Genomic DNA, 15,880 nt, shown 5'->3' on the forward strand with positions numbered 1-15,880 from the left:
TCCATGCACGTCGTCTTCCGCGAAAGCCACGGGTTAGAAGAAACAGAAACCCCAACCGATCTGGGTCAGAGCCCGGCGGATCTGGTGGTGCTGTCTTTTTCGGACAGCGACCTTGGCGCTTTCGCGGCGGGCTGGCATCGTGGTGGTGGCCCAGAGGGGCGGATGCCGACCCTGCGGCTGGCCAACCTGACGGCGCTGAAACACCCTCTGTCTGTCGACACATATGTTGAACAGACGTTGGAGGGCGCGAAGGGCATCCTGATCCGCCTAATCGGCGGGGTACCCTACTGGTCATACGGTCTGCAGCAGGTGCTGGCGCTGGCGCAGTCGAAAGGGATCGCGTTGGCGGTTCTGCCGGCGGACGGGCGCGAGGACACGCGGCTGGACGACTACTCCACCTTGCCCGTTTCGACCCTGCGGCGGCTTGCTCATCTGTGTGACACCGGCGGAGAAGTTGCTGCGCAAGCGGCATTGGCGCAGATGGCGCTGGCGGCGGGGCTGTATGCCGGGCCGGTGATGGGGGCCAAGACCATCCCCGAGTGCGGCGCCTGGTGCCCGGATCGGGGCGTGTTTCCGGTCGAAGAGGCATTCGCAGCCGACAATAAACGAATCCTCGTCACCTTCTACCGCGCCTATCTGACCTCGGCCGACACGGCCCCGGTCGCGGCCCTGATCCGCAGTCTGCGTGCGCGTGGACTGGACGCCGTTGGCCTGTTTGCCCCATCTCTCAAAGCACCCGCAGCTGCAGATTGGCTGCGTGAGCAGGTAACGGCGCTTGCCCCGTCAGCAATTATCAACGCCACGTCATTCTCGGGCAAAGGCGCGTCCGGCACGTCGCCATTGGATGCAGCCAATGTTCCCGTGTTTCAGGTCGCCCTCGCCACCTCGCGCCGCAAAGCCTGGGCCGAGGCGGAACGTGGCCTGTCCCCTGCAGACCTGGCGATGCATGTGGTCCTACCCGAAGTGGACGGCCGCATCTCGGCTGGTATCGCGTCGTTCAAGGAACCGGGCAAACGCGATCCGCATCTGGAATATTCGCGCTTAGCTCACCGCGCCGAAGCGGAACGGATCGAAGCCATCATCGACCGCGTTACAGGCTGGCTGACCCTGAACGACAAACCCAAGGCGGATCAGGTTCCTGCGCTGGTGCTGTCCACCTACCCCGGCAAGGACTGGCAGATGGCCCACGCAGTAGGCCTGGATGCGCTGGCCTCAGCTGAGGCAATGCTGTCCGATCTGCAGGCTGAGGGTTATGACACAGCCCCTGCCGAGCCGATCGCCGAAACGCTCCTGGACGCCCGGATTTCGTGGTCTCTGGTGGACTACCAAAACGCGCTGGACAAATTGCCTCAGCAACTTCGCGAAGACCTAACCACGGTCTGGGGTGATCCCGAGGATGACCCATCCTGCATCGACGGTGCATTCCATTTTATCGCGCTGCGCCGGGGCAAGACGCTGGTGGCGTTGCAGCCCGAACGTGGCACCCCTGAACTGCGCGACGACGATTACCATGACCTCTCGCGCACCCCGCGCCATGGCTATGTCGCCTTCTATCTGTGGCTGCGCAAAGACCTTCAGGCAGATGCGCTGATCCATATCGGCGCACACGGCACGTTGGAGTGGTTGCCGGGCAAATCTGTCGCCTTGTCGGCAGACTGCTGGCCCGAAGCGTTGATCCGCGATTTGCCGGTGATTTATCCCTTCATCGTCAACGACCCAGGTGAGGCTGCCCAAGCCAAGCGCCGGATCGGGGCAGTCACTCTAGGCCACATCCCGCCCCCGATGAAGGAAAGCGGAACGCCGGATCGGATGGTGCGGCTGGAATCTCTGCTGGACGAGTTCTCAAACGCCGACGGGCTGGACCCCAAGCGCCGCGACCGCCTGCAGGAGGATATCCGGGATGAGGCGCAGGCCATCGGGTTGGAAAGCGATCTGGGCCTGGACCAGGCCACTTGTACCGCTGAGGCGATCACGCGCATCGACCGCTTTGTCTGTGACATCAAGGAAAGCCAGTTTGGAGACGGTCTGCACATCTTTGGCAGGGTTCCGGATGTCACCGGCAACTTTGATCCCGCTCCGTCAGCCAATTCCGAACGCAACGCCCTGATCGACGCGCTTGCGGGCAAACGGATCGAGGCTGGCCCGTCCGGCTCTCCCTATCGCGGGCGCTCCGATGTACTGCCCACCGGGCGGAACCTTTATACCACCGACCCGCGCTCGGTCCCGACCCGCGCGGCGTATGCGCAAGGTGTAAAGCTCGCCGAGGAGTTGGTCCGGCGCCACTTGCAAGAAGAAGGCGATTATCCCAAAGGGCTGATCGTCGATCTTTGGGGCTCGGCCACGATGCGCACCGCGGGCGAGGAATTCGCGATGGCGCTGCATCTGTTGGGTGTAAAGCCGATCTGGGACAAAGGGTCCGAGCGGGTTTCGGGCATTGAAGTGTTGCCAATCACAGACCTCAGCCGCCCGCGTCTGGATGTGACCTTGCGCGTGTCCGGTCTGTTCCGCGATGTATTCCCAACCCTCTCGGCGCTTTATGGACAGGCCGTTCGGGCGTTGGCGGATCGTGATGAGGCATCGGATTGGAACCCCTATGCCGGTCAGAAACCCTCGGCCCGTGTCTATGGCCCTGCGCCCGGCAGCTATGGCGTGAACATGACGCAACTGTCGGAAATCTATACAGACGAAGCGCGGGCGCAGGCTGGTGAGGCGTGGTTGGAAGCCAGTTCCTTCGCGTTGGAAGGCGAGCATATTGCACAGGACAAAGACGGCATCACCCAACGGGTCGCCAACGCCGACAGCTTTGTGCACCTGCAAGACCTGACTGAAACTGATCTGTTGCTGGCCAATGACTATGCCACGCACGAGGCCGGATTCGCCGCTGCCAAAAAGGTAACCGGTGGCGCGGCGCAGCTGTACCATCTGGACAATACCAATCCGGAAAACCCGCGCGCCCGCACTCTGCCCGAGGAAATCAGCCGCGTGGTTCACGCCCGTGCCGCCAACCCGGGTTGGATCGCGGGGATGCAACGGCATGGCTTCAGGGGCGCGGCCGAGATCGCAGCGACCCTGGATCACATGGCCTCATTTGCGCATCTGTCCGGCACGGTCGCACCGCACCTGTTCGACCTCTACCACGACGCCACGCTGGGCGATGCCGAGGTTGATGCGTTTCTGCAAGAGGCCAACCCGCGCGCGCATCAGGCGATGCAGGACCGGTTCCGTGCCTTGCTGGAAGCCGGCCTTTGGAACACCCGTCGGAACTCGATCCGAGCGGATCTGGAGGGGTTGGGATGAGCGCCCCCATCGTTCAGGGCTGGTGTCCCGGCGCGCATCGCCCGATGATGTCGGGCGACGGTCTGGTGGTTCGGGTGCGCCCACGGCTGGCACGTTTGGATGCAGACCAGGCGCTAGGTCTGTGTGACCTTGCGGATCGTTTTGGCAACTGCTCGATCGATTTGACCAATCGCGCAAACTTGCAGCTGCGGGGGGTCGAAGAATATGACCACCAGGCTCTGCTGAAAGAGCTTGCAGCACTGAACCTTCTGGATGCCGAACCCGGTATCGAAGTGCGCCGCAACATTCTTGTTACGCCGCTCTATCAGGCAGGAGATCTGACCGCGCGCCTGACGCAGGAATTGATCGACAGATTGGCCGAGCTTCCGGCGTTGCCTGCCAAATTCGGCTTTGCAATCGACACCGGGTCGGAGCGTTTGCTGACCCTTGATTCCGCAGATATTCGCCTTGAGACCAGTGCCGATGGTCTGATCCTGCGCGCCGATGGGTGCGAAACAGGCCAGAGCGTGACCGAAGCCGATGCGATTGACCGCGTGATCGCTTTGGCAACCTGGTTTTCTGAAACCTACACGCCCGAGGCGCGCCGCATGGCGCGGGTCGTCAAAGCGCTGCCGCAGGAGTGGCAGGGATTTGCGCCCGGCCCCGTTGGCGCAAAACCGCAACCCGGCCCTTGTGGGCTGGGCACGTTGTATGGCGCGGCTTTTGGGTCGCTGCCGGCACGCAAGCTTTACGATCTGATTAACGACTGTGGTGCTACTGCCCTGCGTGTCACGCCTTGGCGGATGATCCTGCTGGAAGGCGGGGCGGCGATACCCGCCCCGGAGTTTGTCACAGATGGCTCTGATCCGCTGATGACAACCGACGCCTGCCCCGGCGCACCGTTCTGCCCGCAGGCGCAGGTGGAAACGCGCGACATCGCGCGCGCGCTGGCATCCCGCGTACCCGGTAGCCTGCACGTTTCAGGCTGCGCCAAGGGGTGCGCCCGGATGGGGGCCGCAGATGTTACAGTGATCGGCCACAACGGGCGATTTGATCTTGTCAAACAAGGCCGCGCGGGGGATGAGCCCAGCCAGACCGGCCTGACCGAAGAAACACTTTTGACCATGGACTTCACCTGATGCCCTACGAATACGAAACCGACGGAGCGGCGATCTACAAGGAGAGCTTTGCCACGATCCGGTCCGAAGCTGACCTCGCGCGTTTTGATGCCGATGAAGAGCAGGTCGCCGTTCGCATGATCCACGCCGCCGGGATGGTCGGGCTGGAAGAGTTCGTGCATTTCTCGCCCGGTTTTGTCTCGGCTGCGCGCACCGCGCTGGAAGCTGGTGCGCCGATCCTATGCGATGCGCGCATGGTCAGCGAAGGCGTGACTCGGTTCCGCCTGCCCGCCGACAATGAGGTGATCTGCACCCTACATGACGAGCGCGTGCGCCCCTTGGCCGCCGAGATGAGCAATACCCGCTCGGCCGCTGCGTTGGAGCTGTGGCGTCCGCATCTGGAGGGTGCACTGGTCGCCATCGGCAATGCACCTACCGCCCTGTTCCACTTGCTGAACATGCTGGAAGACCCCGCCTGCCCACGTCCGGCCGCCATCATCGGCTGCCCGGTTGGCTTTGTCGGCGCAGTGGAATCCAAAGATGCTTTGTGGGAGGCGCAGCCTGTGCCGTCCTGCATTGTCAAAGGCCGTCTGGGCGGCAGCGCCATTACAGTGGCCGCCGTAAACGCCATCGCGAGCCGCGCTGAATGAGCGCGGGCAAAATATATGGCGTGGGCCTTGGCCCCGGCGATCCGGATCTGATGAGCGTTCGGGCCGACCGTTTGCTGCGCAATGCGCGCCACGTGGCTTTTTTCCGCAAACCGGGCCGCAGCGGCCAGGCGCGCAAGATCGTAAACGGCATGATCCCCGGAGATGCGGTGGAATTCCCTATGGAATACCCCGTGACCACCGAAATCCCATTGACCGACCCACGCTATAACGAGCTGCTGTCGACCTTCTATCAGGACTGTGCCGCGCATTTGAAAACGCTGTCGGATCAGGGTGAGGACGTGGTGGTTCTGTGTGAAGGCGATCCATTCTTCTATGGATCGTTCATGCATCTTTACAGCCGCTTACGCGATCAGGCTGAGGTCGAAGTTGTTCCGGCCATCACTGGCATGTCCGGCGCGTGGACCGCGACCGGCGACCCGATCACCTGGGGCGATGACGTGCTTACAGTGTTGGTCGGCACCCTGCCCGAAGAGGACTTGGCGCGTCGAATGGCGCACACCGATGCACTGGTCGTGATGAAGATCGGGCGTAACATCGACAAGGTGAAGCGTGCGCTGAAAACGGCGGGTCTGTATGATCGCGCGTGGATTGTGGAATTCGCTCAAATGCCGAACCAGACCGTGACGAAACTGTCTGAGGCATGCGAGAAGATCACCCCCTATTTCTCGATCATCATCGTGCATGGGCAGGGCCGTCGACCATGAGCGGCTGGGTCAAGATCGCGGGCCTTGGGCCCGGAAATGAACAGTTGGTCACACCCGAAGTTTCGGCTGCGTTGGCCGAAGCTACAGATGTGGTTGGATACATCCCGTACGTCGCACGTGTTGCAGAACGTCCCGGCCTGACGCTGCACGCCAGCGATAACCGGGTCGAGATTGACCGGTCCCAACACGCCTTGCAGATGGCGGCCGAAGGCAAGCGGGTCGTCGTGGTGTCGTCGGGCGATCCGGGCGTTTTCGCCATGGCGGCTGCAGTGTATGAGGCGCTGGAAAGCGGCCCTGCCGAGTGGCGCAATATCTCCATCGACGTGCTGCCAGGCATCACTGCGATGTTGGCAGCCTCAGCACGCGCAGGTGCGCCACTGGGGCATGATTTCTGCGCGATCAACCTCAGCGACAACCTGAAACCATGGTCTTTGATTGAAAAACGCCTGCGCCTGGCAGCGCAGGGCGATTTTGCGATGGCGTTCTACAACCCGCGCTCAAAGTCCCGCCCGGAAGGATTTGTGAAAACGCTGGAAATCCTGCGCGAGGAGTGTGAACCCGAGCGTCTGATCCTGTTCGCCCGCGCCATATCGCGCCCCGATGAGGCGATCCGGATTTCCACACTGGCCGAGGCGACGCCGGATATGGCCGACATGCAGACGGTGGTCATCGTCGGATCATCGCTGACCCGCGTGATCGAGCGCGACAGCAGCCCGATCGTTTACACCCCGAGGTTCACGCCTGAATGAGCCAGCCAGTCCAGAACTTGTGCGACATTCGACAGTTCGGTCCTTTGCGGAAGGCTCGGGCGGTCGATCATCAGCACCGGCACGCCCAGCGCACGCGCCGCGTCCAGTTTGGCACGCGCGCCACTGCCGCCAGAGTTCTTGGACACCACCAGCTCAATCCCATGAGTTTCCATCAGCGCCCGGTCCTCTGCCTCGGTAAACGGTCCGCGCGACACGACGACATCGCAATGGGGCAGAGGCAGCGCATCGGGTTCGTCCACCAATCTCAGCAGGTATTGGTGGTGGGGTTGCGCCGAAAACTCTTCAAGATGAAGGCGCCCGACGGCCAGAAAAACGTAGCGCTTCGGTCCGTTCAAGGCCGCCACTGCTGCGTCGATGTCAGCAACGTGCTGCCAGCGGTCGCCGTCCTGTTCGCGCCACGCCGGGCGGGTCAACGCGGCCAGAGGCACATTGGCCGCGTTGCACGCGGCAACAGCGTTGGTGCTCATCTGCGCGGCGAAGGGATGGGTGGCGTCGACCACATGCGTTATTCCGTGGTCGCGCAGGTAGCTGGCCAGCCCCTCAACACCGCCAAACCCGCCAACACGCACCGGCAACGGCTGCGGCCTTGGATTATCGACACGACCGGCATAGGAATAGGTCGCCGGGATGCCCCGCTCGGCCAGAGTTTTGGCCAGCGCGTTGGCCTCGGTCGTGCCACCAAGGATCAGGAGGTTGGTCATGCATGAGGCTCCGTGGCTGAGCGTTCTGGGCTTGGGCGAAGATGGACTGGATGGCCTGCCGCCCGCAAGCCGTCAAGTGCTGGAACGCGCCGAAATCATCATGGGTCCGCCGCGCCACCTGTCACTTATCCCTGACACAGGCGCTGAACGGGTTGAATGGCCCGTGCCATTTGCCGACGGGCTGCCGGTTCTGACCGGGTACCGGGGGCGACTAACGGTTGTTCTCGCCTCTGGCGATCCGTTCTGGTTCGGGGCCGGTTCGGTGATCGCGCGCAATTTTGATGCGGGTGAGTGGGTCGCCCTGCCCGGACAGTCCACCTTTTCGCTGGCAGCCGCCCGTCTGGGCTGGCCGCTGGAAAGCACCCAGACGTTCGGCTTGCACGCGGCACCGCTTACGCGGCTGCGCCCGCACCTGTCACCGGGTTTGCGCGCCATTCTGCTGCTGCGCAACGGGGCTGCGGTGGCCGAGCTTGCCACGTATCTTAGTGAAACGGGCTTTGCCGATACGCAGCTGCACGTGATGGAAGCGCTTGGCGGCCCCCGCGAACGGTCGCGAAGCGTCACGCTGACCGAGGCCCTGCTGGGCGGGTTTGATCACCCGGTTTGCGTGGGGTTGGAGGTTGCCGGCGAAGGTGAAGCTCTCCCCAAGTCCTCGGGCAAGCCAGACGAAATTTTCGAAAACGACGGCCAGATCACCAAACGCCCCGTGCGTGCATTGACCCTGTCGGCCTTGGCTCCCAAACGGGGCGAGCATTTGTGGGACATCGGCGGCGGCACAGGTTCGATCAGCATCGAATGGCTGATGTGCGACCCCACCCTGGCCGCAACCACTATCGAACCCCGCGAAGACAGGGCCGAGCGTATACGGCGCAACGCAGATTCTCTGGGTCAGGATCGACTGAACGTGGTGCATGGTACGGCCCCAGAGGCGTTGGATGGTCTTGCCCTGCCGGACGTCGTTTTCATCGGCGGCGGGCTCAGCGCTGATCTTCTGGCTTGGCTGCGAGATACCCTGCCAAAAGGCACCCGGCTGGTCGCCAATGCGGTAACACTGGAAAGCGAAGCGTTGCTGGCCCAATGGCACGATCTGGTGGGCGGAGAGCTTCTGCGCATCGAACTTGCCCACGCCTCCGCGCTTGGCCCGCGGCGCGGCTGGAAATCCGCCTATCCGGTGGTGCAGTGGAGCGTGACCCTATGATCGTCGCAGGGCTTGGGTTTTCGTCGGCGGCAACCGTGGACAGCCTGCGCGCAGCCTTTGAACGGGCCCGCGCCGGGCAGGTTGTGGACGCTTTGGCCACTGTTGCCGACAAGGAAGGCCATGCGGCGTTGATTGATTTCGCATCTGCGACCGCCTTGCCCGTGCATTTCATCGCGCCCGCCGATCTTGCGGGGCAGCGCACCCTCACCTGCTCGAACCGCAGTCGTGCCACTTATGGCACCGGCAGCGTAGCCGAAGCATCCGCCCTTGCCGCTGCTGGACCAAGCGCACAGCTAACCTCACCCAGACAGATTTCGGACGACCGGCTTGCCACATGCGCCGTCGCCATCGGAGGACACATATGACCGTTCATTTCATCGGCGCCGGACCCGGTGCTGCCGACCTTCTGACCCTGCGCGGGCGCGATATCATCGCCTCCTGCCCGGTATGCCTGTATGCAGGCTCGCTGGTGCCTGAGGAAATACTCAGCCATTGCCCCGAGGGTGCAAAGATCGTGAACACCGCCCCGATGGATCTGGATCAGATCATGGCCGAGGTCGAAGCTGCGCATCAGGCCGGTCAGGATGTGGCGCGCCTGCATTCCGGTGACCTGTCCGTTTGGTCAGCGATGGGTGAACAAATTCGGCGGCTGAAAGAGATGGGCATTCCAGTCAGCGTCACGCCGGGTGTTCCATCGTTCGCAGCGGCCGCCGCCGCTTTGGGCACAGAACTGACCCTGCCCGGTCTTGCGCAATCCGTGGTTCTGACCCGGACGCCGGGTCGTGCATCTTCGATGCCCGAGGGCGAAACGCTTGAAAACTTTGCCCGCACCGGTGCAACGCTGGCCATTCACCTGTCGATCGGCAATCTGGACAATGTGATCGCGGACCTGACCCCGGCTTATGGGGCAGATTGCCCGGTAGCCGTGGTCTACCGCGCCAGCTGGCCGGACGAGCGGATCATTCGCGCCACATTGGCGACCCTAAAAGAGGCGTTGGACGAAAGTATCTCGCGCACCGCTTTGATCATGGTCGGCCCAGCGTTGGCAGGCGAAGGTTTTGATGAAAGCTGCCTGTATTCAAAAGATTATGACCGCCGCTATCGTCCGCAAAGCGCAGACAGCCCATGGTCCAGCTGGAGCCATGGTGATGACTAACCCTCCGGGCCTTTTGATTTCTGCCCCGTCTTCCGGCACGGGCAAGACCACCGTCATGCTGGGTCTGCTGCGGGCCTTGGCCGAAGACGGTCTGACCGTTCAGCCGTTCAAAAGCGGGCCGGACTATATTGACCCGGCCTTTCACCGAGCCGCTGCGGGGCGGGCTTCGTTCAACCTAGATAGCTGGGCGATGGCCGATCCGCTGCTAAGCGCCATTTCCGCACAAGCCGAAGGTGCCGATATCGTTGTGGCCGAAGGGTCAATGGGGTTATTCGACGGCGTGGCCAAACCTGGAGAGCTGGGCCATGGGTCCAGCGCTGAGACAGCCCGGCGTATGGGATGGCCCGTGGTGCTGGTTCTGGATGTGGGCGGTCAGGCGCAATCGGCGGCTGCCACCGCGTTGGGGTTCCGGATGTACAACCCCGATCTTCCCTTTGCCGGTGTTATCCTGAACCGTTGTGCGAGCCCGCGTCACGAACGCCTGACCCGGCTGGGAATGGAGCGGGCAGGCCTGTCGGTTCTGGGCGTTCTGCCTAGGCGCGGAGACCTGACCCTGCCCGAGCGGCACCTCGGTCTGATCCAGGCTGTTGAGCATCCCGATCTGGAAAGCGCGATAGCCGGCTATGCGGCCTTCTTGCGCGAACATGTGGATCTTGCGGCGATCAAGGCGGCGGCTTCCTCAGGCCCCAATGGGCCATCGTCAGCCGCGCTGCCGCGGCCTCCGGCCCAGCGGATCGCGCTGGCACGGGACGCGGCGTTTTCGTTCACCTATCCGCATTTGCTAGAAGGATGGCGTGCGGCAGGAGCAGAAATCATGCCGTTTTCCCCGTTGGCGGATGAGGCCCCTGCGCCGGATGCCGATTTGGTTTGGTTGCCCGGAGGGTATCCCGAGTTGCACGCGGGCACTTTGGCCGCGGCCACCACATTCCTGAGCGGCCTGCGCGCGCATGCTGAGACAAAGCCTGTGCACGGCGAGTGCGGCGGGTACATGGCGTTGGGTGAGGCGCTGGTAGACAAGGAAGGCGTCCGGCATCAGATGGCGGGTTTGCTTGGCCTTGTAACGTCCTACGAAAAAAGGAAATTCAACCTTGGTTACCGCAAGGCACGGTTGCTAGAGCCAATGCCGGGATTTGCAGTTGATACGACTCTTCGGGGGCATGAGTTCCACTATTCGTCGATCCTTGAGCAACCCGATGCACCTTTGGCCCGGGTGTTCGATGCCGAAGGCGTTGAAGGCCCACAAACCGGATCGGTGCGCGGTAACGTAACCGGAACGTTCTTTCATCTGATCGCCGAGGCACAGGCATGAGCGGTTTTGTTTCGTTCATTGGCTCAGGCCCAGGTGACCCGGAGTTGCTGACGCTGAAGGCCGTAGACCGGATGCAAAAGGCGGATGCGGTGTTGTTTGATGACCTCAGCAGCGGCCCGATCCTGAGCCACGCGCATCAGGACGCGGACCTTGTGGGTGTCGGCAAGCGCGCCGGTCGCCCTTCGCCCAAGCAAGACCATGTCAGCCGTTTGCTGGTGGATTATGCCAAGACGGGCGCCCGAGTGGTGCGGTTGAAGTCCGGCGACGGCGGATTGTTTGGTCGACTGGAAGAGGAACTAGTGGCACTGCGTGCGGCCGGGATCGAATATGAAATCATCCCGGGCATTCCCTCGGCAGTTGCAGCGGCGGCAGCGGCCGGCATTCCCCTGACGCGACGGCTGACCGCACGGCGGGTGCAGTTCGTGACGGGTCACGACGTCAGCGGCAAGCTGCCGGAGGATCTGAACCTGACGGCCCTGGCTGACCCGGATGCCACGACGGTCGTATTCATGGGCAAACGCACGTTTCCTTTGCTGGTCGAGGCGCTGAGTGAACATGGCTTACCGCTGGATACGCCAGCGCTAATGGCTGAATCCGTGTCCACGCCGGATCAAATACTGCACCGCTCAACCGTCGGCGGATTGGCCGAGAAACTAGGGGCCGAGATCGGAACGGCCCCCGCCCTGATCCTGTATGGCCCGCTGGCTGAGGCCGAAAATGTTTGACCTGACTCTGATCGGTATCGGCACCGGCAACCCCGACCACGTGACCTTTCAGGGCGCACAAGCCATTTGCAACGCAGACCTGATCCTGATCCCTCGAAAGGGTGAGAACAAGGCCGATCTGGCCGGGCTGCGCGAAGAGATCATTGCTCAGGTCGCCCAGACCCCTCCTAGTATTGCATACTTTGACATCCCAAAACGCCGGGCCGATGACGGGTATCTGCGCGGCGTGGATGAATGGCACGATGCCATCGCACTTCGGTGGCAAGAGGCAATCCAAGCTTATCCCGATGCGCAACAGGTCGCTCTGCTGATCTGGGGGGATCCGTCGCTCTATGACAGTTCCCTGCGCATCGCGTCCCGACTGAACCCGCAACCCAGGACCCGCGTGATCCCCGGCATTACCGCGCTGCAGGCGCTTACGGCAGCTCATGCGATCCCGATCAACGATCTGGGCGCGCCTTATGTGGTCACCACGGGGCGCCGCATTCGGGATGAGGGATGGCCGCAGGACGCCTCGAAAGTTGCAGTCATGCTGGATGGCGAGTGTTCGTTCCAAAGCCTTGAGATGGCAGATTATGACATCTGGTGGGGCGCTTATGTGGGCATGAAGGAAGAGATTCTGGTCAATGGAGCCTTGGCCGATGTCGCCGCACAGATCGTGGAAACCCGCGCACAGGCGCGTGAAGATCACGGCTGGATCATGGACATTTACTTGCTGCGGAAACGTGTCCCCTGATGCTTCGCCCTGCTGACCGCGCGCTTGCCACAGCATGAAACCCCACGGGATTGTGAGTGCGCGAAACATCGGTTTCTGGCATCAATCCCGCATTCGCACCGATGAGGACAGCACGATGAAGGCTTTTGTAACCCTATTGTCCATGCTGGCCCTGCCCGCCTTGGCGCAGGAACCGCCTGTCGGTTGGGCCGTACATCCGACCGGCAAAAGCTATGAGGCACTGGTTGCAGATACCAAATCAGCCGTGAAGGAAAACGGCTTGATCGTGGTCACGCAAGCCGGGCCGACAAAGGCGGCAGCTGCGCGCGGGATCACCATTCCGGGCAATCTGGTGATCGGCGCCTTCAACAACGATTACGCCGTGCGCGTTCTGGAAACGTCAGTCAACGCTATGATTGAGGCACCTATCAGGTTTTACGTGACCGAGAACGAGGACGGAACAGCCACGCTGTCCTACAAAACGCCCAGCTTCGTGTTCGCGCCTTACGTTCACGAAGGTGGCGAGCCGTTGCGCGAGATTGCCGAAGAACTGGACGCAAGGTTTCAGGCAGTGGCGGAATCCGCCGTCAAATAGTCACACTGACGTGAACCTGCTTGCGTCCGGGCGCGTCCTCCGCAATCTGCAGTGATGTATTATTTCGGAGCATGACTGATGCAGGACCTCTCACCGCGCGCCGCGGACCTTTTGGCCCAACGACTCTATGAGGCCGGATGCCGCCATGCCTTTGGCATGCCCGGTGGTGAAGTTTTGACTTTGGTGGATGCACTGGAACAGGCCGGGATCACCTTTCACCTGACCAAGCATGAAAACGCTGCCGGTTTCATGGCCGAGGCCGTGCATCACCGCGACGGCGCGCCTGCTATTCTGGTGGCCACGCTCGGCCCCGGCGCGATGAACGGGATCAATGTGGTCGCCAACGCGCTGCAAGACCGGGTACCGATGATCGTTCTGACCGGTTGCGTCGATGCGGATGAGGCGCTGACCTATACCCATCAGGTCATGGATCATGCGCAGGTGTACCGCTCGATCACCAAGGGGACGTTCACGCTGACAGCGCAGGGGGCCGACATCGTGGCGGATAAAGCCGTGTCTCTGGCCAACCAGCCGCGCCCCGGCCCCGTCCATATCGACGTTCCGATCTCGGTCGCGGATACGCGGGTATCCGGTGTCAAAAAGCGGCGGCTTGCCAAGGCAGCAGCTGTCGCGCCCGAAGGCAACTGTGTGGAAAAAGCGCGTCGTTGGGTGGCGGATGCCGAGCGGCCAATAGCGATAGTCGGCCTGGACGTTCTGTATGACGGGTCGCGCAATGTGGTGCAGGCCTTCCTTGAACACTTCGGCATTCCCTTTGTCACCACCTACAAAGCCAAGGGCGTTGTGCCTGAAGATCACCCCCTGTGTCTTGGCGGGGCTGGCTTGTCGCCTCTGGCGGACAAACACCTTCTGCCATTGGTTGAACAAGCCGATCTGGTGATGTGCCTGGGCTACGACCCGATCGAAATGCGCCCCGGCTGGCGAGAGGTCTGGGACCCCGAGGAAACACGCGTCATCGACATATCCGCGGTGGTTAACGATCACTATATGCATCAGGCGGGGTTGAACCTTGTGGCCGATACCGGGGCCACATTGGAAGCCATCGCCAAGGGCAACCCAGCACGCGAAACATGGCACGGTGGCGAACCTGCGAAGGTCAAAGCGGCGCTGGCGCAGGCCTTCCCGACGGACGAAGACTGGGGCCCCGCTGCCGTGATCGCGGAAACCCGCGTCACGCTGCCTGCTGACACGCTGGCCACGGCCGACAGCGGCGCGCATCGCATCCTGCTGAGCCAGATGTGGAACTGCTCGGAAGAGCGTGGGCTGATACAGTCTTCGGCTTTGTGCACCATGGGCTGCGCGGTACCGATGGCGATTGGCCTGAAACTGGCCGAGCCAGACCGCCCGGTAATCAGCTTCTCGGGCGATGCCGGGTTCCTGATGGTCGCAGGAGAGCTGTCGACCGCCGCCGAGATGGGCGGGAACCCTATCTTTCTAGTCTTTGTCGATGCCAGCCTTGCGCTGATCGAGTTGAAACAGCGCCAGCGCCAGATGGGCAACAAGGGCGTGGATTTTGACCGCCACGACTTTGCTGCCATGGGTCGGGCGTTTGGCGGCAATGGCCATACTGTCCGAAACCGCGAAGAACTGCGTGCAGCTCTGAATGACGCGATGACGGCTGATACCTTTACCGTGATTGCCGCCGAGATTGACCGCGGAGGTTATGATGGCCGGATCTGAAGGACCGCTGAAGGGCGTCAAAGTGCTGGACCTCAGCCGCATTTTGGCTGGGCCGACCTGCACGCAACTGCTGGGCGATCTGGGTGCGAGCGTCATCAAAATCGAAAACCCCGCAACCGGAGGCGACGACACTCGCCAATGGGGCCCGCCATACGTCGAGGACGCCGAGGGCAACAGATCGGACCTGAGCGCCTATTTCATGGCTGCGAACCGCAACAAGAAATCCGTTGCCATTGACATCACCACGCCCGAAGGTCAGGCCGAAATCAAACGTTTGGCGTCATATGCTGATATCCTGATCGAGAACTTCAAGCCCGGTGGTTTGGCGAAGTACGGTCTGGACTATGCGACCCTGTCGCAGGACTTCCCCAGCCTCGTTTATTGCTCGATCTCGGGCTATGGGCAGACCGGACCCAATGCATCCAAACCCGGCTATGACCTGATGGCGCAGGGCTATGGCGGGGTCATGTCACTGACCGGCGACCCCGAAGGTGCACCGATGAAGGTTGGTGTCGGCATCGCCGATGTGATGTGCGGCATGTACGCAAGCGTCGGCATTCTGGCCGCACTGCGCCACCGTGATCTGACCGGCGAAGGCCAGCAGATTGATCTGGCATTGGTGGACGCGCAGGTCGCGTGGTTGATCAACGAAGGGGTGAATTATCTGACCTCCGGCAACGTGCCCCAACGGCGCGGTAACGGACACCCAAATATCGTGCCTTACGATGTTTACGAAACCTCGGAAGGGCACGTCATTCTGGCCGTCGGCAATGACAGCCAGTTTCGGCGGTTCTGTGAGTTCATTGGCCATGCAGAACTCGCCGATGATCCGCGTTTTGCCACCAACCCTGCCCGACTGGAACACCGTGACGCGCTGAACGCAATACTGCGACCAGCAGTCAAATCGCATCCGACCGACACTGTTATTGCCGAACTTGAAGCCCGCAAGGTGCCGGTCGGCCCGGTGCAGACGCTGGATCAGGTTTTTGCCACCGATCAGGTCGCAGCACGCCAGATGCAGATCGCGATGCAGGCTGATCCGGGCGAAGTTCAACTGATCGGAAATCCGCTGAAACTGTCGCGCACACCTGTAACATATCGCGCCGCTCCGCCTGTTTGCGGGGCTGATACACAGGCTGTTCTGAGCTCTGAAAACCCCTTTGAGGATTGAAACACTCTGCCTATTTCGGCGGCATGTTGCTGAAACATGCCCTTGAATCGGCGGTTTTTTTCAATTTTTGCCC

The 15,880-nt window shown here is 62.0% G+C and carries 15 protein-coding genes; 14 read left to right on the forward strand and 1 reads right to left on the reverse strand.

What is annotated here, in order from left to right; genetic code table 11:
• Nucleotides 1–3 precede the first annotated feature (3 nt).
• From cobN to cobJ, 5 genes are read left to right on the forward strand one after another with little or no spacing between them, the layout of a single operon-like run.
• Entirely contained in the window at nucleotides 4–3,297 is a 3,294-nt protein-coding gene (gene cobN, locus ACR0MV_RS05085; protein ID WP_480701172.1) for a cobaltochelatase subunit CobN, read from the forward strand.
• Entirely contained in the window at nucleotides 3,294–4,415 is a 1,122-nt protein-coding gene (locus tag ACR0MV_RS05090) for a cobalamin biosynthesis protein CobG (protein ID WP_480701173.1), read from the forward strand. The genes cobN and ACR0MV_RS05090 overlap by 4 nt, the downstream gene beginning before the upstream one ends.
• The gene (locus ACR0MV_RS05095) at nucleotides 4,415–5,044 is read left to right on the forward strand and encodes a precorrin-8X methylmutase (protein ID WP_480701174.1); all 630 of its coding nucleotides are present in this window, start codon (nucleotides 4,415–4,417) and stop codon (nucleotides 5,042–5,044) included. Before ACR0MV_RS05090 ends, ACR0MV_RS05095 begins: the two co-directional genes overlap by 1 nt.
• Nucleotides 5,041–5,769, forward strand: a complete 729-nt coding sequence (locus ACR0MV_RS05100) for a precorrin-2 C(20)-methyltransferase (RefSeq protein ID WP_480701175.1) — start codon at nucleotides 5,041–5,043, stop codon at nucleotides 5,767–5,769. The genes ACR0MV_RS05095 and ACR0MV_RS05100 overlap by 4 nt, the downstream gene beginning before the upstream one ends.
• Nucleotides 5,766–6,518, forward strand: a complete 753-nt coding sequence (gene cobJ, locus ACR0MV_RS05105) for a precorrin-3B C(17)-methyltransferase (protein WP_480701176.1) — start codon at nucleotides 5,766–5,768, stop codon at nucleotides 6,516–6,518. Before ACR0MV_RS05100 ends, cobJ begins: the two co-directional genes overlap by 4 nt.
• Here cobJ and ACR0MV_RS05110 read toward each other — a convergent pair.
• Complete coding sequence (locus ACR0MV_RS05110; protein ID WP_480701177.1) at nucleotides 6,491–7,240, reverse strand: cobalt-precorrin-6A reductase; 750 nt, start codon at nucleotides 7,238–7,240, stop codon at nucleotides 6,491–6,493. The genes cobJ and ACR0MV_RS05110 overlap by 28 nt on opposite strands.
• Between ACR0MV_RS05110 and cbiE the strand changes: the two genes are divergently transcribed.
• The 9 genes from cbiE to ACR0MV_RS05155 all read left to right on the forward strand — a co-directional run bounded on the left by cbiE (nucleotide 7,239) and on the right by ACR0MV_RS05155 (nucleotide 15,807).
• A complete protein-coding gene (gene cbiE, locus ACR0MV_RS05115) occupies nucleotides 7,239–8,438 on the forward strand; it encodes a precorrin-6y C5,15-methyltransferase (decarboxylating) subunit CbiE (protein ID WP_480701178.1) in 1,200 nt (399 codons plus the stop codon). The two genes, ACR0MV_RS05110 and cbiE, sit on opposite strands and share 2 nt — an antisense overlap.
• The gene (locus tag ACR0MV_RS05120; RefSeq protein WP_480701179.1) at nucleotides 8,420–8,803 is read left to right on the forward strand and encodes a cobalamin biosynthesis protein; all 384 of its coding nucleotides are present in this window, start codon (nucleotides 8,420–8,422) and stop codon (nucleotides 8,801–8,803) included. The genes cbiE and ACR0MV_RS05120 overlap by 19 nt, the downstream gene beginning before the upstream one ends.
• Nucleotides 8,800–9,594 (forward strand): precorrin-4 C(11)-methyltransferase, encoded by a 795-nt coding sequence (gene cobM, locus ACR0MV_RS05125; protein ID WP_480701180.1) that lies wholly within the window; start codon nucleotides 8,800–8,802, stop codon nucleotides 9,592–9,594. Before ACR0MV_RS05120 ends, cobM begins: the two co-directional genes overlap by 4 nt.
• Nucleotides 9,581–10,903 (forward strand): cobyrinic acid a,c-diamide synthase CobB, encoded by a 1,323-nt coding sequence (locus tag ACR0MV_RS05130; protein ID WP_480701253.1) that lies wholly within the window; start codon nucleotides 9,581–9,583, stop codon nucleotides 10,901–10,903. The genes cobM and ACR0MV_RS05130 overlap by 14 nt, the downstream gene beginning before the upstream one ends.
• Nucleotides 10,900–11,628, forward strand: a complete 729-nt coding sequence (cobA, locus tag ACR0MV_RS05135; RefSeq protein WP_480701181.1) for a uroporphyrinogen-III C-methyltransferase — start codon at nucleotides 10,900–10,902, stop codon at nucleotides 11,626–11,628. Before ACR0MV_RS05130 ends, cobA begins: the two co-directional genes overlap by 4 nt.
• On the forward strand, nucleotides 11,621–12,364 hold the full coding sequence (cobF, locus tag ACR0MV_RS05140) for a precorrin-6A synthase (deacetylating) (RefSeq protein ID WP_480701182.1): 744 nt from the start codon (nucleotides 11,621–11,623) through the stop codon (nucleotides 12,362–12,364). Before cobA ends, cobF begins: the two co-directional genes overlap by 8 nt.
• A 115-nt stretch (nucleotides 12,365–12,479) precedes the next feature.
• A complete protein-coding gene (locus ACR0MV_RS05145; RefSeq protein WP_170426542.1) occupies nucleotides 12,480–12,938 on the forward strand; it encodes a DUF302 domain-containing protein in 459 nt (152 codons plus the stop codon).
• A 78-nt stretch (nucleotides 12,939–13,016) separates the two neighbouring features.
• A complete protein-coding gene (locus ACR0MV_RS05150; RefSeq protein ID WP_480701183.1) occupies nucleotides 13,017–14,636 on the forward strand; it encodes a thiamine pyrophosphate-binding protein in 1,620 nt (539 codons plus the stop codon).
• Nucleotides 14,623–15,807, forward strand: a complete 1,185-nt coding sequence (locus tag ACR0MV_RS05155) for a CaiB/BaiF CoA transferase family protein (protein ID WP_170426544.1) — start codon at nucleotides 14,623–14,625, stop codon at nucleotides 15,805–15,807. Before ACR0MV_RS05150 ends, ACR0MV_RS05155 begins: the two co-directional genes overlap by 14 nt.
• Nucleotides 15,808–15,880 lie beyond the last annotated feature (73 nt).

Source organism: Ruegeria sp. BC3 (genome assembly GCF_056539265.1).

What these genes read in the sequence shown, in the direction of transcription:
- ACR0MV_RS05130 (WP_480701253.1), top strand. Translation starts at nt 9,581, where the DNA reads ATGGTGATGACTAACCCTCCGGGCCTTTTGATTTCTGCCCCGTCTTCC.
- ACR0MV_RS05095 (WP_480701174.1), top strand. Translation starts at nt 4,415, where the DNA reads ATGCCCTACGAATACGAAACCGACGGAGCGGCGATCTACAAGGAGAGC.
- cobN (WP_480701172.1), top strand. Translation starts at nt 4, where the DNA reads ATGCACGTCGTCTTCCGCGAAAGCCACGGGTTAGAAGAAACAGAAACC.
- cobM (WP_480701180.1), top strand. Translation starts at nt 8,800, where the DNA reads ATGACCGTTCATTTCATCGGCGCCGGACCCGGTGCTGCCGACCTTCTG.
- ACR0MV_RS05110 (WP_480701177.1), bottom strand. Translation starts at nt 7,240, where the DNA reads ATGACCAACCTCCTGATCCTTGGTGGCACGACCGAGGCCAACGCGCTG.
- cobJ (WP_480701176.1), top strand. Translation starts at nt 5,766, where the DNA reads ATGAGCGGCTGGGTCAAGATCGCGGGCCTTGGGCCCGGAAATGAACAG.
- cobA (WP_480701181.1), top strand. Translation starts at nt 10,900, where the DNA reads ATGAGCGGTTTTGTTTCGTTCATTGGCTCAGGCCCAGGTGACCCGGAG.
- ACR0MV_RS05150 (WP_480701183.1), top strand. Translation starts at nt 13,017, where the DNA reads ATGCAGGACCTCTCACCGCGCGCCGCGGACCTTTTGGCCCAACGACTC.
- ACR0MV_RS05090 (WP_480701173.1), top strand. Translation starts at nt 3,294, where the DNA reads ATGAGCGCCCCCATCGTTCAGGGCTGGTGTCCCGGCGCGCATCGCCCG.
- ACR0MV_RS05100 (WP_480701175.1), top strand. Translation starts at nt 5,041, where the DNA reads ATGAGCGCGGGCAAAATATATGGCGTGGGCCTTGGCCCCGGCGATCCG.
- ACR0MV_RS05145 (WP_170426542.1), top strand. Translation starts at nt 12,480, where the DNA reads ATGAAGGCTTTTGTAACCCTATTGTCCATGCTGGCCCTGCCCGCCTTG.
- cbiE (WP_480701178.1), top strand. Translation starts at nt 7,239, where the DNA reads ATGCATGAGGCTCCGTGGCTGAGCGTTCTGGGCTTGGGCGAAGATGGA.
- ACR0MV_RS05155 (WP_170426544.1), top strand. Translation starts at nt 14,623, where the DNA reads ATGGCCGGATCTGAAGGACCGCTGAAGGGCGTCAAAGTGCTGGACCTC.
- cobF (WP_480701182.1), top strand. Translation starts at nt 11,621, where the DNA reads ATGTTTGACCTGACTCTGATCGGTATCGGCACCGGCAACCCCGACCAC.